This is a genomic window from Vibrio cortegadensis, assembly GCF_024347395.1.
Lineage (GTDB): Bacteria > Pseudomonadota > Gammaproteobacteria > Enterobacterales > Vibrionaceae > Vibrio > Vibrio cortegadensis.
Genome location: NZ_AP025472.1, coordinates 1,199,643 through 1,215,508 on the forward strand (window position 1 = coordinate 1,199,643; position 15,866 = coordinate 1,215,508).

The window sequence follows — 15,866 nt, forward strand, 5'->3', positions numbered from 1 at the left end:
ATTAAAGGCGGAAGACGTGGCCAACAACCGGCCAATCAAAACCAGCACCGTTTAAATGGTGACATTCGTGGCGTACGTGAAGTTCGTCTAACTGGCGCTGACGGAGAACCCGTTGGTGTAGTTTCAATTGCTGAGGCACTTGAAGCAGCTAATGAAGCTGGTATGGATCTTGTAGAGATCAGCCCTAACGCCGAGCCGCCAGTTTGTCGTGTGATGGACTACGGTAAGTTCCTCTTCGAGAAGAGCAAAGCTGCGAAAGAGCAGAAGAAGAAGCAAAAACAGGTCCAGATTAAGGAAATAAAATTCCGTCCTGGGACTGATATTGGAGACTATCAGGTAAAACTACGCAACCTGACTGGTTTCCTAGAAGACGGCAACAAAGTGAAGGTAACAATTCGCTTCCGTGGTCGCGAAATGGCCCACCAAAGCATCGGTGTTGACGTTCTTAATCGTTTGAAAGCGGATACTGAAGAATTTGCAGTAGTCGAATCTTTCCCAACGAGAATAGAAGGTCGCCAGATGATTATGGTATTGGCGCCGAAGAAGAAGTAATTAAAGGCCTACAAGTAATATAGCGTCACTGCTGTTTACAGCGGTGACGTTTTATTCGCCCTAATTACTATGTTTATTAACAACTAACAATGCGGAGTCTTCATCATGCCTAAGATGAAAACCAACAAAGGTGCTGCTAAGCGTTTCAAGAAAACTGCTGGTGGCTTCAAGTTTAAGCACGCTACAAAACGCCACATCCTGACTAAACGTACTACTAAGAACAAGCGTCAGTTACGTCCAAATGCAATCTTACCTAAGTGTGAAGTTGCAGGTGTACTACGTATGATGCCATACGCTTAATTCTTTTTAGTTTATTTATTTTAGTTTAGGAGAGACATAATGCCTCGCGTAAAACGTGGTGTACAAGCTCGTGCACGTCATAAGAAAGTTCTGAAACAAGCAAAAGGTTACTACGGAGCACGTTCACGTGTTTACCGCGTAGCTTTCCAAGCAGTGACTAAAGCTGGTCAATATGCTTACCGTGACCGTCGCAACAAAAAGCGTCAGTTCCGTCAGCTATGGATTGCTCGTATCAATGCTGCATCTCGTCAAAATGGTCTATCTTACAGCCGTCTTATCAATGGCCTTAAGAAAGCATCAATCGAGATTGACCGTAAAATCCTTGCGGATATCGCGGTATTTGACAAAGCTGCATTTGCAGTACTAGTTGAAAAAGCAAAAGCAGCTCTTTAATTAGGCCGTTGTTTATGTTTTAAAAAGAGAGCGAAAGCTCTCTTTTTTTTCGTCTGTTACTTGAGATTTATAATCGAGAAAGAGGGCTGAGTACGCCATTAGCCCCACGTTCTAATACATGCGTGTAGATTTGAGTTGTTTTTACATCGCTGTGTCCTAGCTGCTCTTGAACGGTTCTGATATCGGCTCCTGACTCTAGCAGGTGAGTTGCGAATGAGTGCCGTAATGTATGACAAGTGACATTTTTATTTATCCCTGCATCTTTCGCTGCTCGCTTTACGGCCCTCTGTAAAGCCGTCTCGCTGATATGTTGTCGACGTGATAGGTTCGATTCAGGATCAATACTTGTTTTGCTCGAGGGAAATAGGTAATGCCAGTTGAAATCTAAATCGGCATGAGGGTATTTATCAGAGAGTGCATTTTTCATCCACACACCACCGTAGCCTGGTGTATTAATGTCTTTGTCGTAATATCGCCTAGCAATTGATTGTTGCTCTTTTAAGATAGGGTAAAGTTCTCTCGCGAGGGTGACAGCCCGGTTTTTCCCACCTTTGCCTTGCCAAATCCGTATTAGCCCATAATCGTAATCAATGTCTTGAACTCGCAGTCGGACACACTCCATAAGACGTAACCCAGACCCATATAATAGCTGTGCATGAAGTTTATATTTAGGATCAATATGATTGAAAAAAACTTTGGTTTCGCTTGTTGTCATAACGACAGGCAACTTTCTATCAATGATCGACCGCTTAAAGTTGAGATCAAGCGTGATAGGAGCCTTGAAAATATCACGATATAAGAAGTGAAGTGAATTAAGTGCCAATGCCTGTGTTTTTGCTGCAACTTTCTGATTAATGGCCAGATCGGTAAGAAACCGTTCGATATCTTTGTCATTAAGTTTTGATGGGTGTTCCATATCGTGGAAAACAATAAACTTGGTTATCCAATGCACATAGGACTCAATGGTTCTAACGGAGTAGTGTCGTGTATGCATGTATTCTTTTATATGTAGCATGAATTGTGTTTTCATTTACCGCTCTTTGGTCTGTTTTTTTATACAGTGATTTAAGCCAAAGGTAATTGATAGAGACTAGGAGGCTTTTAGTTGTCTAATTGAGAGCATAAGCACATAGTATCGTACTCTATCTAACTGTTTTGCATGAATGTTTGTGTTAGCATACGGTAAAGCTATCTACAGGAAAGATGGCGGTAGCGTGGAAGAAAGGTTGCTAGAAGCTGTCTAGATAGCGTTATATTGCATAAGATTCAAAGGGTTAAATTACCCGTTTATCTTTGTTCTGCGTTCAAGCTACACACCTGTTCGTTCCGTGAAAAATGCCATCAAAATGACCATCGCACGTAGAAAGTTTGACTGTTAATTAGCTGCAACGTCACGCAAGTCTCCTCGTTAGTAAGTTTTGTTGGCTCTAGTTCATTTTGCGCGGTTTCTTTTTGGTGGGGATTTCATTGAAAATCGTGGCTTCAGCGCACTTTGCTGTCAGGTTACTCGCTCGAATTCTTTGCTATTCTGGCTCTTCGAATGACTCTAATTTCAGCTCATTTCGCTTCTTAGCCAAGTGCGTTTTATTGTCTATGATTGAGTTTCGAACTATCCATTTTACTTCTGAGTTCAAAGCCAGTAGATTTGTAGTAAATTCAGCACCTTGGCGCTAAACTTGGCTCTGTCGTGCGGGCAATATAACAAAGCGTTTAAGACGGACTCCCAACGCTTGGTGGCTTTAGTTCAAAGATATGCATCAGTGTTTATGGCATAATGTCTTGAGTGCAGTGGTAGCGTTGCTCGCCACTTAACGCGGCGTTAGCTGCATATGCAGTCCAATGTCCCATTTGTTGTACAACTCACAATATTGATTTATACTTGTACTTTAAATTGAACATGTGAGGTCGTTATGAGAATTGTCTCTTTCACAGAAGCTAGAAATGGTTTGAAAGCCGTTCTTGATGGTGTAGTTAATGATGCGGATGCAACAGTAATCACTCGTAGAGATTCTGAAGATGCGGTAGTAATGTCGCTGGATTATTACAATAGCTTAATGGAAACCATTTATTTAATGCGCTCTCCTGCTAATGCAGAGCATTTAAATAAATCTATCGCTCAATACAAAGCGGGTAAAGTAATACAGCGAGATATTTTCGATGAGTAATCGTCTATTAGCTTGGACCGATGAGGCTTGGGATAGTTATGTTTATTGGCAGGGGCAGGATAAAAAAACGCTTAAGCGAATTAACAAGCTCATTAATGATGTTAAACGTTCGCCTTTTGATGGTATCGGTAAACCGGAGCCATTAAAGGAAAATTTAACAGGTTTTTGGTCTCGCCGAATTGATGATTCAAATCGTCTTGTTTATGCGATTGATGATGGAGTGATTACAATTATTTCGTGCAGATATCATTACTAACCTGACAACATCGACAGACAGCTAACAAACAATTTAAGAGTGACTCCTAACGCTTGCCGGTTTCACTCCGATTTGAATTTAGTGTTTACGGTGCAATGGTTTAGCTTGGTTTTTATAGCGTTGTCGCACCTTAATTGGGCGTTATGCAACTTTAGGAGGATACTATGAAGAATAGACACTTTCTTTACGGAAACTTTGGGCTTTGGTTTTCTTTTTGGGTATTGCTTTTAATAATTGCGTTCATTACAGAAAATGAACTTATCGAAGGCTTAGCCGTTAGTTTGTTACTTATGTGTCTCGCTGCTATGGCTACGTTTCACAATATGGATGTTAATGAAAAGAGAAAAAAGAGTCGAGAAGAGTTAGATGACTATATTGAATTTGTTGAAATAATATCATCTCGATATTTGGCAATAAGAAAATTATGTGACCGTTGTAATGAAGTTACAGTTCATGATTCAAAGTTTACACGTGGACTTCAGGTGCCAGAACTTACAGTTGTCACCTTGCATACAGGGGTAAAGTACAGCAAATATAATTTTTTAATAAAAGCTATGTTGAGTCAAGAAACGTTACAAGGTAAACGTTACAAGGCGCTCGATGTTATTACATATACAGACTTAGAACTGCGATATCACGGCTTGATGTCCATGATTGAAAAAAGAAATAGCATACACAAGGAGATAATGGGAAAAATTTGTGGGCTAAGTCCATATGGAGGGGGCGATTTCTTTTATCCTAATTTTAAAGAGTTTTCTCAAGTCATGAGCTTTTATGAGTTCTCGCTGTTTTTAGAACAAACCGAGCAAATTATTATTGAAATGAATTATCTAATTTCAGATTATCAAGAAGTAACTAATCATCTCAAAAATTCGTTTGGATGTATGTTTAACTCAGAAGCTGTCCGTGAGTTTGGGGGGATATTTGAAGTTCCTTTATATGAGGATAATTTGAAGTTTTCATATGTTAACCTCCCACAAGCTGAAGTGTCGAAACTAAAAGGTTCAAATTACCCACTTAGCTAAGTTGCATAACAAACAATTTAAGAGTGACTCCCAACGCGTGGCGGTTTCACTCCGATTGGAATTTAGTGTTTACGGCGCAATGGTTTAGCTTAGGTGTTATAGCGTTGTCGCACCTTAATTGGGCGTTAGGTTTATAGGTAAGTTCATGGAAATAGTCAGGTTTCAGTCTCATCATCACGAAGCAACAGCGCAACTTTACTTTGAATCTAGAGTTGCTACTTTCACTTTCATGGACACAGCAACATATTGTCCAACTGACTTTGTGAAAGACACTGATGGAGAAGAAATTTGGGTAGCTGTAGAGCAGGATACCGTTATCGGTTTTACCTCAATCTGGAAGCCTGAAAACTTCATACATCATCTATTTGTAAACCCTCAAAACCTTAAGCAAGGTGTTGGTTTAAAATTACTAAATCATGCTAAATCCCTAAGCAATCGCTTAAGTCTCAAGTGTTTGGTTCAAAATACAAATGCTACCAAGTTTTACCTTTCTCAAGGCTTCACAATTCTAGAAACAGTGGGCAAAGGGAAAGAAAGCTATCATCTCATGAGTTTTGAGGCACAAACCTAACAAACAATTTAAGAGTGACTCCTAACGCTTGGCAATTTTACTTCGGTTTGAATTTAGTGTTTACGGTGCAATGGTTTAGCTTAAGTGTTATAGCGTTATCGCACCTTAATTGGGCGTTAGGCGAAGAAGGAGAGTTCATTGTTCGAAGTTGGAAAAATCTATAATCGTCGCTCCGATATTCACGGAGTATACAAAGGGCAGCAATATGGTGGTATTGCAACCCCTGCTCAACACCCTTATGTCTTTATATTTACCAGCGACGCTGGCGAAGAATTTGGATATTCTGATGGCTTTGGGCCTGATGGTACCTTCAGGTACACAGGGGAAGGGCAAGAAGGTGATATGCAGATGGTCAAAGGTAATTTGGCAATCTTAGAACACCAGAAAAATAATAAAGAAATACTTTTGTTTGAATCGGCATCTACTGGTTTTGTCCGTTTCGTTGGAGTATGTAATTACATCGAACACCATGTCGAGCAACGCGCAGACAAAAATGGTCAGTTACGAGATGCTTTTATTTTTCATCTGGACGTGCTCCCACAATCGAGAATTTCAAATGCTCGTAGTGAAAGAAACTCTTACTTAACTAAACCGACTAAAGGTAAATCGCTTAAACAATTACGTGACATTGCTACTTCAGTTACTCCGAGTGGTGTAGGTACTAAAGAACAAGTCTCTCATGTTAGGTATCGTAGTGAGGCCATAAAGTTATACGCTAAAAAGCGTGCAAATGGGAAATGTGAAGGGTGTAGTGCAGAGTCGCCCTTTGAAACCAAATCAGGTCCTTACTTAGAAGTTCATCATTTAACTCGACTTGCAGATGGCGGTGCAGACTGTCCAGAAAATGTCATAGCTCTATGTCCCACGTGCCATCGTCGAGCGCATTACTCTATCGATAGCAAAGAGTTTAATGATAAGTTGGCAGAGATAGCTCTTGGCATTGAGGAAAAATTCGCCTAACAAACAATTTAAGAGGGATTCCCAACGCTTGGCATTTTTGGTTCTACTTCAAATTTAGTGTTTATGGCACAATGCTTTAGGTTGGGTGGTAGCGTTGCTCACCCCTTAATTGGGCGTTAGCTTAATAAGAGGTTAAATTTGAAATTAGTAGATATCCTAAATAACGATAACCTAAAGCCAGCGCTTGTAATCGGTAATGGAATCAATCGTTATAACTGCACTAAAGCTGATGGGAATAATTCTTGGGACAAAATGCTTCTGGAGCTTTGGGAAAAGCACAGTATGTCAGTAGAGCAGATGTCTGCTCCTGAGGGAATTTCGCTTACAGAGTTTTATGATGCTCTTGATTTGACTAAGAGGTCTAACGAAATCAACTTACAAAAAGAGTTTTGTGAACTAATGAGTAGCTGGGCTCCTAGAAAGCATCATCTCTCGATTTCCAAATGGGCTCAGACCAAGGGTGTACCAATACTTACAACAAACTTTGAAGAAACATTGTCCTCAAATATCACAAGTGATATTACACACTTTGATTCAAAGTCTTTTACTGACTTTTATCCTTGGCAAAGTTACTTCTCTGATCATGAAGTACATGATCCCGCTAATGAGTTTGCGATCTGGCATATTAATGGGGTACAGAGATATAGTCGAAGTATACGATTGGGTTTGTCTCACTACATGGGTTCAGTCGAGAGGGCTAGACGATTAATCCATAAAGGGAACGAAGCAAGGTTGTTCTCCGGAAAAAATGTTGATGAGTGGTCAGGTTATCAAAGTTGGTTGCACGTTGTTTTTAATAACGACCTAGTTTTTGTTGGACTCGGTTTAGATACAACCGAAGTGTTTTTACGATGGTTGTTAATCGAACGAGCAAAGTACTTTAATCAATTCCCTCAACGTAGAAAAAAAGCATATTTTGTCCATGCCAATGAAAAATCGTTATCAACAGGGCAAGAGTTGTTCTTAGATAGTGTTGGTGTTCAGGTAGTACATGAGGCGTCTTATGATGAACTTTACAGCACTCCTTGGGCATTAAGCTAACAAAGCATTTAAGAGTGATTCGCAACGCTTGGCAGTTTCGCTTCGCTCAAGTATAGCCAAGCGTCGCTCACACCTTAATGCGGCGTTAGATTTTTATTGGAGTTCAAGGTGTACAAACAAGTTTTTAATGCTACTCAGTCTGCATGTGAAGATATGTTTCGATTTTCTGGTGAAAGAGGAAAACCGATAAATGCAGAATACTTATTTACTGTTGCTGTAGCTAGGGAAATTGATAATCTCAATTCATTTTATGGTGAGCCTTACAGGATATTCCTAGAAAAAAGTCGTAAGGAATTGTCTAGGGATTGCTTACCTCCTATTAAATGGGGAAACAGTTGGGAACGTGGCTCAACAGTATTCAGAGAAAGAAAGCCAACGATTAATACTAAAGAGAGAGCTGATATCGCGGTATATGAACATATTGTAAATAGCAGCCATATGACTCATCAACCAATTTGTGTCATTGAACTTAAGGGCTTTAATCCAGCTAGAAAGCTAGTTATTAAAGATCTCAAGCGGAACTTAGAATATTTCAATATAACTGGTAAGACTGGTAATAGTGTTATCCAGTCTACATTATTTTCTGCATTGTACTCTTATAACAAAGTGAAATGCGAAGCCGAAGAGTGTGAAAGAAAGAAAAATCTTGAGCTGCAATATAAGTCATGGCTTTCTGAGGTTGGAAATCTTAGTCACTTGGATGTCAATGTGTGTGCGCATACGATAAGCAGTGACTATGTCGGTGAAATCGTTGATGAGGCAGGGGTTGAGATACTTGATACGAGCACAATCCATCATTTTATGGGAATTATAGTCGAGTTCAAGGTTAAGAAAATCTAACAAACAATTTAAGAGTGACTCCTAACGCTTGCCGATTTTACTCCGATTTGAAATTTGTGTTTACGGTGCAATGGTTTAGCTTGGGTGCTATAGCGTTGTCGCACCTTAATTGGGCGTTATGAAAATCGCATAAAATAGGGAATGTCATGTTTGAACCAATTGAAATTGATATGGATGAATTGCAGTTAGCTATTTCTCTTCCTGATCTGGATTCTGTGCCAAATGGTACCTTCATTCCACTTGAAGATATTTTGGGCTCTTCATTGCAGGTTTCCAATTTTGATGCGCTTTTTGTTTCTGGCCTGTGCCCAGAGCAAAGTGAAAAATTAGTTCAAGTGTGTGCAGGTAAAGGACTTGAGTTGGTTAATTTTGAAAACCCCTCAAACGACTTAGCTGCAATCCATGATGTTGTTCAGAACTTAACTGGTAAGCTTTTCTCAGATGAAATGCCGAATAATATCGATATTGCTGACATTAGAAACCTCAATCAATCTTCTGATTTCCTATTTGCTTTTAATCGTAAAAGTTCAGCTCTTGATTTTATGGCAGCTCAGGAGTTTGGAGTGATAGTTGGTGGTGTTTATCTTGCTCATGCAGGGACAGAGCTAGACGAGTATGAAGCTGTAAATAAAGAGCTCACTAACCACATTTCTGAATATGGTTTTCTTTGTTCCAGTTTTTACGGTCTAGGACGTTCTGAGTGTACAATCTTGCTTGGTGTTAAGGGGTAGGCGCACGTGGTGAGAAATTTTCATAACAAAGCGTTTAAGAGTGACTCCAAACGCGTGCCGTTTTCGCTTCGCTCAAGTATGGCACACTTGTTTGTCGCACCTTAACGCGGCGTTAGCAAGCACGAATAAGCTCATCGCCAATAGTAGTCGATCAGTAAAAACTATATGATGTCATCATAGTTACTATCGTCATACTTTCTAAATCCCGCATATTTCGCATTGCTGCCTTGATCAGACAGCCCTAAAGCTATACATACTTTCTTGTAAATATCGGCAGGGAATCCACCGTGAAAATCCCATTCATGATTGTTTTCTTTTAACTTAACTACACCTGATATATTAGAGTACTTCATCCTCAACTGAGGGTTTCTGACGATAAAACTAGACAGCTCTTTACTAGTTAAAAAACCATACTGTTTCATTTCTTCAATAAGAAGTGTTAATTCGTTTTCTTTAATTGAAACCTCATCATTCTCTTTAGTAGGAGTATCGTCAGTCTCGATACTTTTTGGTATTTCAGAAGCTAAATATTTTTCGATATCGGCTTGAGAAAACTTAGTAAATGCCAACGTTTGAAATGAGGTACCATCTGCTGGAACAACTTTTTTCCAGCCACTTATCCAATACATCACTCCATCAATATTCACGTAACCTCTGGTATCTGGGTGTGAGTCCGATTGCTTTTCTTTTAGCTCTGCAAGTATGCCCGTTTGTACTTTAGGAGGATTGTATTTATTCATAGTGACTCTTGGGTAATAGTAAGTCTACCAATCGTATCATCGCTAATTGCCTTTTTATATAAATGGCATGATGTTTTGTTTGTTGGGTGTTAAGTGCTGTGCTAACAAAGCGTTTAAGACGGATTCCCAACGCTTGGCGGTTTCAGTTTAAAGATATGCATCAGTGTTTATGGCATAATGTCTTGAGTCTTGTGGTAGCGTTGCTCACCACTTAACGCGGCGTTAGTTGCCCTGCGAAACTATTAGTTTGCAGGAAATTTTTGCTTTTGATGTAGAACTCGCATTACACGAATAATTGAACCATCGACCCAGTATGAAATGATCATAGAGATTTCGGGGATAATTAGTAATCGGCCTCGAATATCATCTCGTTGAACACCCATTAAAGGTTGTTCAAGTAAGTTTTCAACTTTATCTTCAATGATTTCGTCAGTCTTTTCAGCTGCGTCAGGGTTGAAGTCATAAAGAAATTCAAATATTTTCTCACGATCATTCAATGATTCTTCTTCCCATAAAATCATTGATGGCCTCGATTGCGAATTTTAGCTTTTCGTTCAGCCATTCTAGTTTTTGCTGAGTCATGATCAACAAATGTAGCTTTCCCGGAGTCGAATTTCTCAAATGCTAAGTTTACTTGTTCAGTTATCCAAGAGTCATGAGATAATGTTTTTCGTTGTTGCTCCGCCATTTGCTCTGTAAGCTCACGGCAAGCATCGCTAAGTGTACGACCTTGGCTCTCCGCCATTTGTTGAGCTAAGCGTTTAATTTCGTCATCAATACGGAATTGAATTCTAGTATCCATGAATGGCTCCTAAGTTTTCGTGTGTACAAATGTTAGCACTAGCCTTGAGCAAGGGCAACTAACAAGCAATTTAAGAGTGACTCCTAACGCTTGGCGAGTTCACTTCGATTTGAAATTTGTGTTTACGGTGCAATGGTTTAGCTTGGGTGTTATAGCGTTTTCGCACCTTAATTGGGCGTTAGCAGCCGCACAAATTTTGTATTGTATGTGTCGGCAGAGCTACAGAGCGAGTAACTTTCAGAGCTAGTGATTTATCGCTCTGAAAGGTTTTATTCTCAGCTGTTTGCCAGTAGCTACTCCCAGAACTTCCACCATTTTTTACTGTTTTCTTCTCTTTTTGCTTGGCCTTGCTCTGAGCCTTTACCTAGCTCATTTTGAACTTGATCAGCTTTCTTTGCCTTTTGCTTCTCGAACCCAGATTTCTTACTTTTTACCTTTTCCTTCAAGTCGTCAATTTCGTCTTGTTTAACTTCGAGCTTTTCAAGTTCACGTTCAAGCTTCTTCTTGTCTTTTTTATTTTTGGTCTTCTTAGCTTTTTTCTTTTTTTCTTCTATTAGATCTTCAAGTTCATCACCTTGTTCGTCTAGCTGTCGCTCAACCTGTTTCAAATCAGAAGCGGTAGATATCTCTTCAAGGTTTGGTTTTCCCTTTCCAGCCCAGTCAGGTTTATCAGCCATTGTAATCGGTGATAGAAATGTAAGAATGCTAGTCAAAGCAATGATTTTTGTGTTTGTCATAGAATCCCCCTTTATATAATATTTAGCATATGTATAGGGTGAGGGTGTTGCAAGTCACAGTCGTGGGGTTGCGCTGCTAACAAACAATTTAAGAGTGACTCCTAACGCTTGCCGGTTTCACTCCGATTTGAATTTTGTGTTTACGGTGCAGTGGTTTAGTTTGGGTGTTATAGCGTTGTCGCACCTTAATTGGGCGTTATATTGCATAAGATTCAAAGGGTTAAATTATCCGTTTATCTTTGTTCTGCGTCCGAACTACACACCTGTTCGTCTCGTGAAAGTTGCCATCAAAATGACCATCGCACGTAGAAGGTTTATCGGTTAATTAGGTGCAACGTCACGCAAGTCTCCTCGTTAGTAAGTTTCGCTGGCTCAAGTTCATTTTGCGCGGCTTCTTTTTCGTGGAAGCTAAATTGAAAATCGTGGTTTCAGCGCACTTTGCCGTCAGGTTTCTCGCTCGAATTCTTTGTCATTCTAGCTAATCGAATGGCTCTAATTTCAGCTCATTTCGTTTCTTAGCCAAGTGCGTTTTGTTGTCTATGATTGAGTTTCGAACTATCCGTTTTACTTCTGAGTTCAAAGCCAGTAGATTTGTAACCAATTCAGCACCTTGGCGCTAAACTTGGCTCTGTCGTGCGGGCAATATAACAAAGCGTTTAAGACGGATTCGCAACGCTTGGCGGCTTCAGTTCAAAGATATGCATCAGTGTTTATGGCATAATGTCTTGAGTGCAGTGGTAGCATTGCTCACCACTTAACGCGGCGTTATATTTTTTGAGGATGTACCATGATTGAAAAGCTCGAATTAGCATGTAGAGCTATGAGTTCTCGCTATACAAATATTTTGTCTCAATATTATCCAGCCCACGGCAGCACAGGATTTACAGAACGAAATTTGACAAATAATTTAGTAGTAGCCTTAGAGAGCGCTTTTGGTGAAGCATGCATATCTTGGTTTGAAGCGCCCATATGTTTAATAGATGGAAAGCATATTGACGCTGTGGTTTTTCATGAAAATATTACCATTTTAATCGAAGCGAAAAGGCTAACGTCTGTAAAGCAACAAATGGGTTGTATTGAGCGAGATGTAGAGCGAATGTTTTCTATCAACACAATCAAAATGTTAGAAAAAAAACTGAGGTCGAATCATAGCCAACGCCGTCGGTACTCGATCGTACTTGCAGATGTTTGGACTGAAAATGACGAAAAAACAAATGCCTATGAGTCTTGGCCTAATTTGTTGCCTACATATTTTCTTGAAACGTTATTGTTCTCCAAGCAGCTGTCTTTCAATGACTTATGCGTTGAAGGGGAGTGGAAAGATAACTACAAAATATTATTAGCAGTGTCAGAAATAAAAATATAACAAACTGTTTAAGAGTGATTCGCAACGCGTGGCATTTTCACTATGCGTTGGCTTAAGTGTTTAAGGTGGCATGCGGAGGCTTCGGCATTGCGTTGCTCACACCTTAACAGGGCGTTAGAAGCTTCGATAAAACTTTGAATTATAGTAACTATTTATCTTAGCTCGCTTAGTTCTAAATTTCGTTTCAATCATAGTATAATTGTTCGCATTAAGATGATTATGTGAAAGTTAAAATGAGAAAAATTTATGTAACTGAAGGGGATTCATCCTCTAAAAAGGGCAAAGTGGCTTACCCTAAACTGGTTTTGTGTGAAAAGTGTGTAGGCAATTACATTGTTATCAGCGAAGGCAAGCGAACTTATGATGCTTGCGTCAAATGTGGTTCTAGTGAATAAGTAATTACGTCTGTAGAACCCAAAATTCTAGGTTCTACATAATGGTTAAGAACGCTTCTAACAAACAATTTAAGAGTGACTCCTAACGCTTGCCGATTTCACTCCGATTTGAATTTTGTGTTTACGGCGCAGTGGTTTAGCTTGGGCGTTATGGCGTTGTCGCACCTTAATTGGGCGTTAGCTTAAGTTCTATTCCGACGGTAGGTTCTGCTTTAATTCTAGTAACATTAAATATGCGCTTTCACCTGACATATCGTAAGGGCTGAATTGGTCAGAGCCTGAAAATTGTAAGTTAAGTAATGCAGTTAAGTGAGATTGAGGAATGTCGCCCATAGACCAGTCTCCAAATTCACGGCAATGTACTTCTTTGAAGTAGAGAATGGTGACTTTGCTGTGTCGTTTGTCATTTACGATATGACTGTATGTATCATTTATAGCTTCTCTTGAACCTTCTAGGCATTGTAAAAAGTACTTCTGATTATGACTTAGTAGTCCAGTGATGTTAGCTTCTTTGTTGTGTTCGCGTGATGTCGTAAGAATGTCTGTTAAAGCGTTCAAATCGCAGTCTTTTGAAAGAGTGCTGACATAAATTAATCGAGTTAGGAACATAGCTACCACTTTGTTTTTATTAAACGTTACTATCAAATATAATCTATATAGTAGAATTTGCTAATTAGAGCAGGGTTTATCACTGACAAATATTAAGCTAACAAACAATTTAAGAGTGACTCCTAACGCTTGGCAATTTCACTTCGGTTTGAATTTTGTGTTTACGGCGCAATGGTTTAGTCTAGGTTTTATAGCGTTGTCGCACCTTAATTGGGCGTTAGGTTTTAGGGGTAATATGGACGCAAATTTATCATTTATTAGACTAGACTCTCAGCTAGAGCCGATCAGTAGTAATGAATATGAAACTCGTCTGATTTCAATAATATCAAGCATTGAGTCGATGCTTGATATTTCATTAATTAAAGACGGGAAAGCAAATAGAAAACATCCGCTAGGTAAAGTAATTGTAGAGATTGTAAATCTACACATTCAAGGTAATTTCTATAATCGAGATATTGAGTTAAAACGGCTATTTGGCTTTGTTAATGACCTTAACAAAATCAAAGATAAATCCGAATCACACTTTATGCAGCACAGAAAGCTTTTAAGAACGTGCACAAGATTGAGCCAATTCGTTGGCTTGCGTTTTGAAGTTAATCTGTCTGCTATCTTTGTGAGTGCGGGGTTAAAGTACAAAAATCGAGAGAGCCCTGATTTTGAATTCAACCTGAAAACTAGTGGTGAAACTGCCTTCATCGAAAGTACCAGTTGTCATTTTACTCAACTTCGTCACGGTGATATGTATAAGAAGATCGCTAGTGCTATAAGAACAAAATCTGCATATGCATATGCAAACAGACAAACAATACTAGCTGTGGACTTTACTAACGTAATGCATTCAGCCGTGATTTCTGGTTCTGAATTTAAAGTGGATGAACTGGTCGGAATATTAAGTGAAGTTATCGACGCTTCTGATTATGGCGCATTCATATTTACAGGAGTGCATACGAATCCTAATGATGGTTGGCTGTATAGTGGTGGTGATGCCTACATTAAAGATACAGCTTCAAAAGGTGTCATTGAATTGTATTCTGCATTAGGGTGGGCAGATAAAAAGTCTAGTTTAGTTGAGCATGGGACTGTATTTAGCTATTGAGCACACAAACCTAACAAACAATTCAACCTGACTTGCAACGCGTGGCATTTTTACTTCTAATCAGGTTTAGTGATTAAGGCGCAATGCAGAACCACCGTATTGCGTTGCTGCGCAAGTTAATTGGGCGTTATACAAACAAATGAAGTTCGGAGCATTTGATATGGCAAAATTGGGTAGAAATGAACCATGCTGGTGTGGTTCTGGGGAAAAATATAAGAAATGTCACTTAAATAGAGAAGCTGAGGCTTCTCCGGAAATGTGGGAAATAGATAAAGGTTTCAGACAGGCTTATGGAAAAAAATATTGCAGTTGCCCTGAAGAAATGAAGCCGGGTTGTAAGGGTAATATCATTAACTCACATACTGTTTCTAAGGGAGCTTCTTTAAAGGCAATTGAAGAAAATAAACATGTTTATGGTCTAAAGCCAAGTATATTTAAGTTTGATGAAAATAATGGAGTTCTTCAGCCAGAATTAATTGGGATAAATAAAGCCTCTACATTTACGGGTTTTTGCTCTAAGCACGATAAGGAATTATTTTCGCCTTTTGAAGACTTTCCATTTGAACATAGTAATGAACAAGTATTTCTCCTCACTTATCGTACTTTTGCTCGAGAACATTTTGTTAAATTGAGTCAAAGTGAAAGCCGTAGTCTCTTGAATAAAGGAGACGCAGGACTTTTGCCAATGGAGCAAGTTTTATTTCAAGATTTTTTGACAGAGCACAATAAGAGCTTGGATTTAGGCGTTCGCGACTCGAACGAACATAAAAATAGATTTGATCAAATACTCAACGAAAGACGTTATGACGAAATTTGTTACACGATATTTAAGTATGATAGTTTAATTCCTATACAGTGCAGCGGTGTTCTTTATCCTTTAGTTGATGCTAAAGGTACTGAGTTACAATCACTAGCAGATGATACGAGAGTACTCGACATGCTTTGTGTATCGATAATCAATGATATTGAACACAGCTACATAGTTTTCTCATGGTTGAAAGATAGCGCTAAATCTTGTCAGTGTTTTATTGATGCCCTTTTGTTATTAGAGAAAGAAGAAAGAACAACAGAGATTATATCGTTTTTGTTCTACTCTTTCGAAAACATCTATTTGCAACCTAGCTGGTGGGATGGGCTATCAGGTGATGCTTTAGAAATGCTATCAAACTTTCAACAACCATTAGCTTCATATACGCCATTAACTTCTAAGCAAAGAAAAGTAAGGTTGATAGAAGGTGAAATATCTGAAGTAATTGGGAAGTAGTTTGTATAACAAAGCGTTTAAGA

Annotated in this window: 20 protein-coding genes; 14 read left to right on the plus strand and 6 right to left on the minus strand. The window is 39.1% G+C overall.

Annotation, left to right across the window (positions count from 1 at the left end):
• The 3 genes from infC to rplT all read left to right on the plus strand — a co-directional run bounded on the left by infC (position 1) and on the right by rplT (position 1,245).
• A complete protein-coding gene (gene infC / locus OCV39_RS05465; RefSeq protein ID WP_084654942.1) occupies positions 1 to 552 on the plus strand; it encodes a translation initiation factor IF-3 in 552 nt (183 codons plus the stop codon).
• A 105-nt stretch (positions 553 to 657) separates the two neighbouring features.
• Positions 658 to 852 (plus strand): 50S ribosomal protein L35, encoded by a 195-nt coding sequence (rpmI, locus tag OCV39_RS05470; protein ID WP_017052549.1) that lies wholly within the window; start codon positions 658 to 660, stop codon positions 850 to 852.
• Positions 853 to 891: 39 nt separating this feature from the next.
• Positions 892 to 1,245 (plus strand): 50S ribosomal protein L20, encoded by a 354-nt coding sequence (rplT, locus tag OCV39_RS05475; RefSeq protein ID WP_017052550.1) that lies wholly within the window; start codon positions 892 to 894, stop codon positions 1,243 to 1,245.
• A 67-nt stretch (positions 1,246 to 1,312) separates the two neighbouring features.
• On the opposite strand, the gene OCV39_RS05480 is transcribed toward rplT, so the two are convergent.
• Positions 1,313 to 2,275 carry an integron integrase gene (locus tag OCV39_RS05480; RefSeq protein WP_113795334.1) on the minus strand — a complete coding sequence of 321 codons (963 nt, stop codon included), beginning with the start codon at positions 2,273 to 2,275 and terminating at the stop codon, positions 1,313 to 1,315.
• Between the two features lie 880 nt (positions 2,276 to 3,155).
• Between OCV39_RS05480 and OCV39_RS05485 the strand changes: the two genes are divergently transcribed.
• The 8 genes from OCV39_RS05485 to OCV39_RS05520 all read left to right on the plus strand — a co-directional run bounded on the left by OCV39_RS05485 (position 3,156) and on the right by OCV39_RS05520 (position 8,834).
• Positions 3,156 to 3,410 (plus strand): type II toxin-antitoxin system Phd/YefM family antitoxin, encoded by a 255-nt coding sequence (locus tag OCV39_RS05485; RefSeq protein ID WP_113795377.1) that lies wholly within the window; start codon positions 3,156 to 3,158, stop codon positions 3,408 to 3,410.
• A complete protein-coding gene (locus OCV39_RS05490) occupies positions 3,403 to 3,666 on the plus strand; it encodes a Txe/YoeB family addiction module toxin (RefSeq protein WP_113795376.1) in 264 nt (87 codons plus the stop codon). The genes OCV39_RS05485 and OCV39_RS05490 overlap by 8 nt, the downstream gene beginning before the upstream one ends.
• Positions 3,667 to 3,830: 164 nt before the next feature.
• Positions 3,831 to 4,691 carry a hypothetical protein gene (locus OCV39_RS05495; RefSeq protein ID WP_261889195.1) on the plus strand — a complete coding sequence of 287 codons (861 nt, stop codon included), beginning with the start codon at positions 3,831 to 3,833 and terminating at the stop codon, positions 4,689 to 4,691.
• Positions 4,692 to 4,836: 145 nt separating this feature from the next.
• A complete protein-coding gene (locus tag OCV39_RS05500; protein WP_261889196.1) occupies positions 4,837 to 5,262 on the plus strand; it encodes a GNAT family N-acetyltransferase in 426 nt (141 codons plus the stop codon).
• Positions 5,263 to 5,400: 138 nt separating this feature from the next.
• Positions 5,401 to 6,222, plus strand: coding sequence for an HNH endonuclease (locus OCV39_RS05505; protein WP_261889197.1), 822 nt, complete (start codon positions 5,401 to 5,403; stop codon positions 6,220 to 6,222).
• A 138-nt stretch (positions 6,223 to 6,360) separates the two neighbouring features.
• Positions 6,361 to 7,263 carry a hypothetical protein gene (locus OCV39_RS05510; protein ID WP_261889198.1) on the plus strand — a complete coding sequence of 301 codons (903 nt, stop codon included), beginning with the start codon at positions 6,361 to 6,363 and terminating at the stop codon, positions 7,261 to 7,263.
• Between the two features lie 108 nt (positions 7,264 to 7,371).
• Positions 7,372 to 8,103 carry a hypothetical protein gene (locus tag OCV39_RS05515; RefSeq protein WP_261889199.1) on the plus strand — a complete coding sequence of 244 codons (732 nt, stop codon included), beginning with the start codon at positions 7,372 to 7,374 and terminating at the stop codon, positions 8,101 to 8,103.
• Positions 8,104 to 8,249: 146 nt separating this feature from the next.
• Positions 8,250 to 8,834: a hypothetical protein gene (locus OCV39_RS05520; protein ID WP_261889200.1), complete on the plus strand. Its 585-nt coding sequence runs from the start codon at positions 8,250 to 8,252 to the stop codon at positions 8,832 to 8,834.
• 161 nt (positions 8,835 to 8,995) lie between these two features.
• On the opposite strand, the gene OCV39_RS05525 is transcribed toward OCV39_RS05520, so the two are convergent.
• From OCV39_RS05525 to OCV39_RS05540, 4 genes are all read right to left on the minus strand, one after another.
• A complete protein-coding gene (locus OCV39_RS05525) occupies positions 8,996 to 9,574 on the minus strand; it encodes a hypothetical protein (RefSeq protein WP_261889201.1) in 579 nt (192 codons plus the stop codon).
• 242 nt (positions 9,575 to 9,816) lie between these two features.
• Entirely contained in the window at positions 9,817 to 10,095 is a 279-nt protein-coding gene (locus tag OCV39_RS05530) for a type II toxin-antitoxin system RelE/ParE family toxin (protein WP_261889202.1), read from the minus strand.
• Positions 10,092 to 10,376 (minus strand): type II toxin-antitoxin system RelB/DinJ family antitoxin, encoded by a 285-nt coding sequence (locus tag OCV39_RS05535; protein ID WP_017051427.1) that lies wholly within the window; start codon positions 10,374 to 10,376, stop codon positions 10,092 to 10,094. The genes OCV39_RS05530 and OCV39_RS05535 overlap by 4 nt, the downstream gene beginning before the upstream one ends.
• Before the next feature lie 293 nt (positions 10,377 to 10,669).
• A complete protein-coding gene (locus OCV39_RS05540; protein WP_261889203.1) occupies positions 10,670 to 11,113 on the minus strand; it encodes a hypothetical protein in 444 nt (147 codons plus the stop codon).
• Between the two features lie 787 nt (positions 11,114 to 11,900).
• Here OCV39_RS05540 and OCV39_RS05545 point away from each other — a divergent pair.
• Positions 11,901 to 12,479 carry a hypothetical protein gene (locus OCV39_RS05545; protein WP_261889204.1) on the plus strand — a complete coding sequence of 193 codons (579 nt, stop codon included), beginning with the start codon at positions 11,901 to 11,903 and terminating at the stop codon, positions 12,477 to 12,479.
• Positions 12,480 to 13,063: 584 nt separating this feature from the next.
• Here OCV39_RS05545 and OCV39_RS05555 read toward each other — a convergent pair.
• The gene (locus OCV39_RS05555) at positions 13,064 to 13,483 is read right to left on the minus strand and encodes a BLUF domain-containing protein (protein WP_017052207.1); all 420 of its coding nucleotides are present in this window, start codon (positions 13,481 to 13,483) and stop codon (positions 13,064 to 13,066) included.
• Between the two features lie 235 nt (positions 13,484 to 13,718).
• Between OCV39_RS05555 and OCV39_RS05560 the strand changes: the two genes are divergently transcribed.
• Together OCV39_RS05560 and OCV39_RS05565 are read left to right on the plus strand one after the other, a co-directional pair.
• Positions 13,719 to 14,579, plus strand: coding sequence for a hypothetical protein (locus OCV39_RS05560; protein WP_261889205.1), 861 nt, complete (start codon positions 13,719 to 13,721; stop codon positions 14,577 to 14,579).
• A gap of 160 nt (positions 14,580 to 14,739) precedes the next feature.
• On the plus strand, positions 14,740 to 15,843 hold the full coding sequence (locus OCV39_RS05565; RefSeq protein WP_261889206.1) for a YecA family protein: 1,104 nt from the start codon (positions 14,740 to 14,742) through the stop codon (positions 15,841 to 15,843).
• Positions 15,844 to 15,866 lie beyond the last annotated feature (23 nt).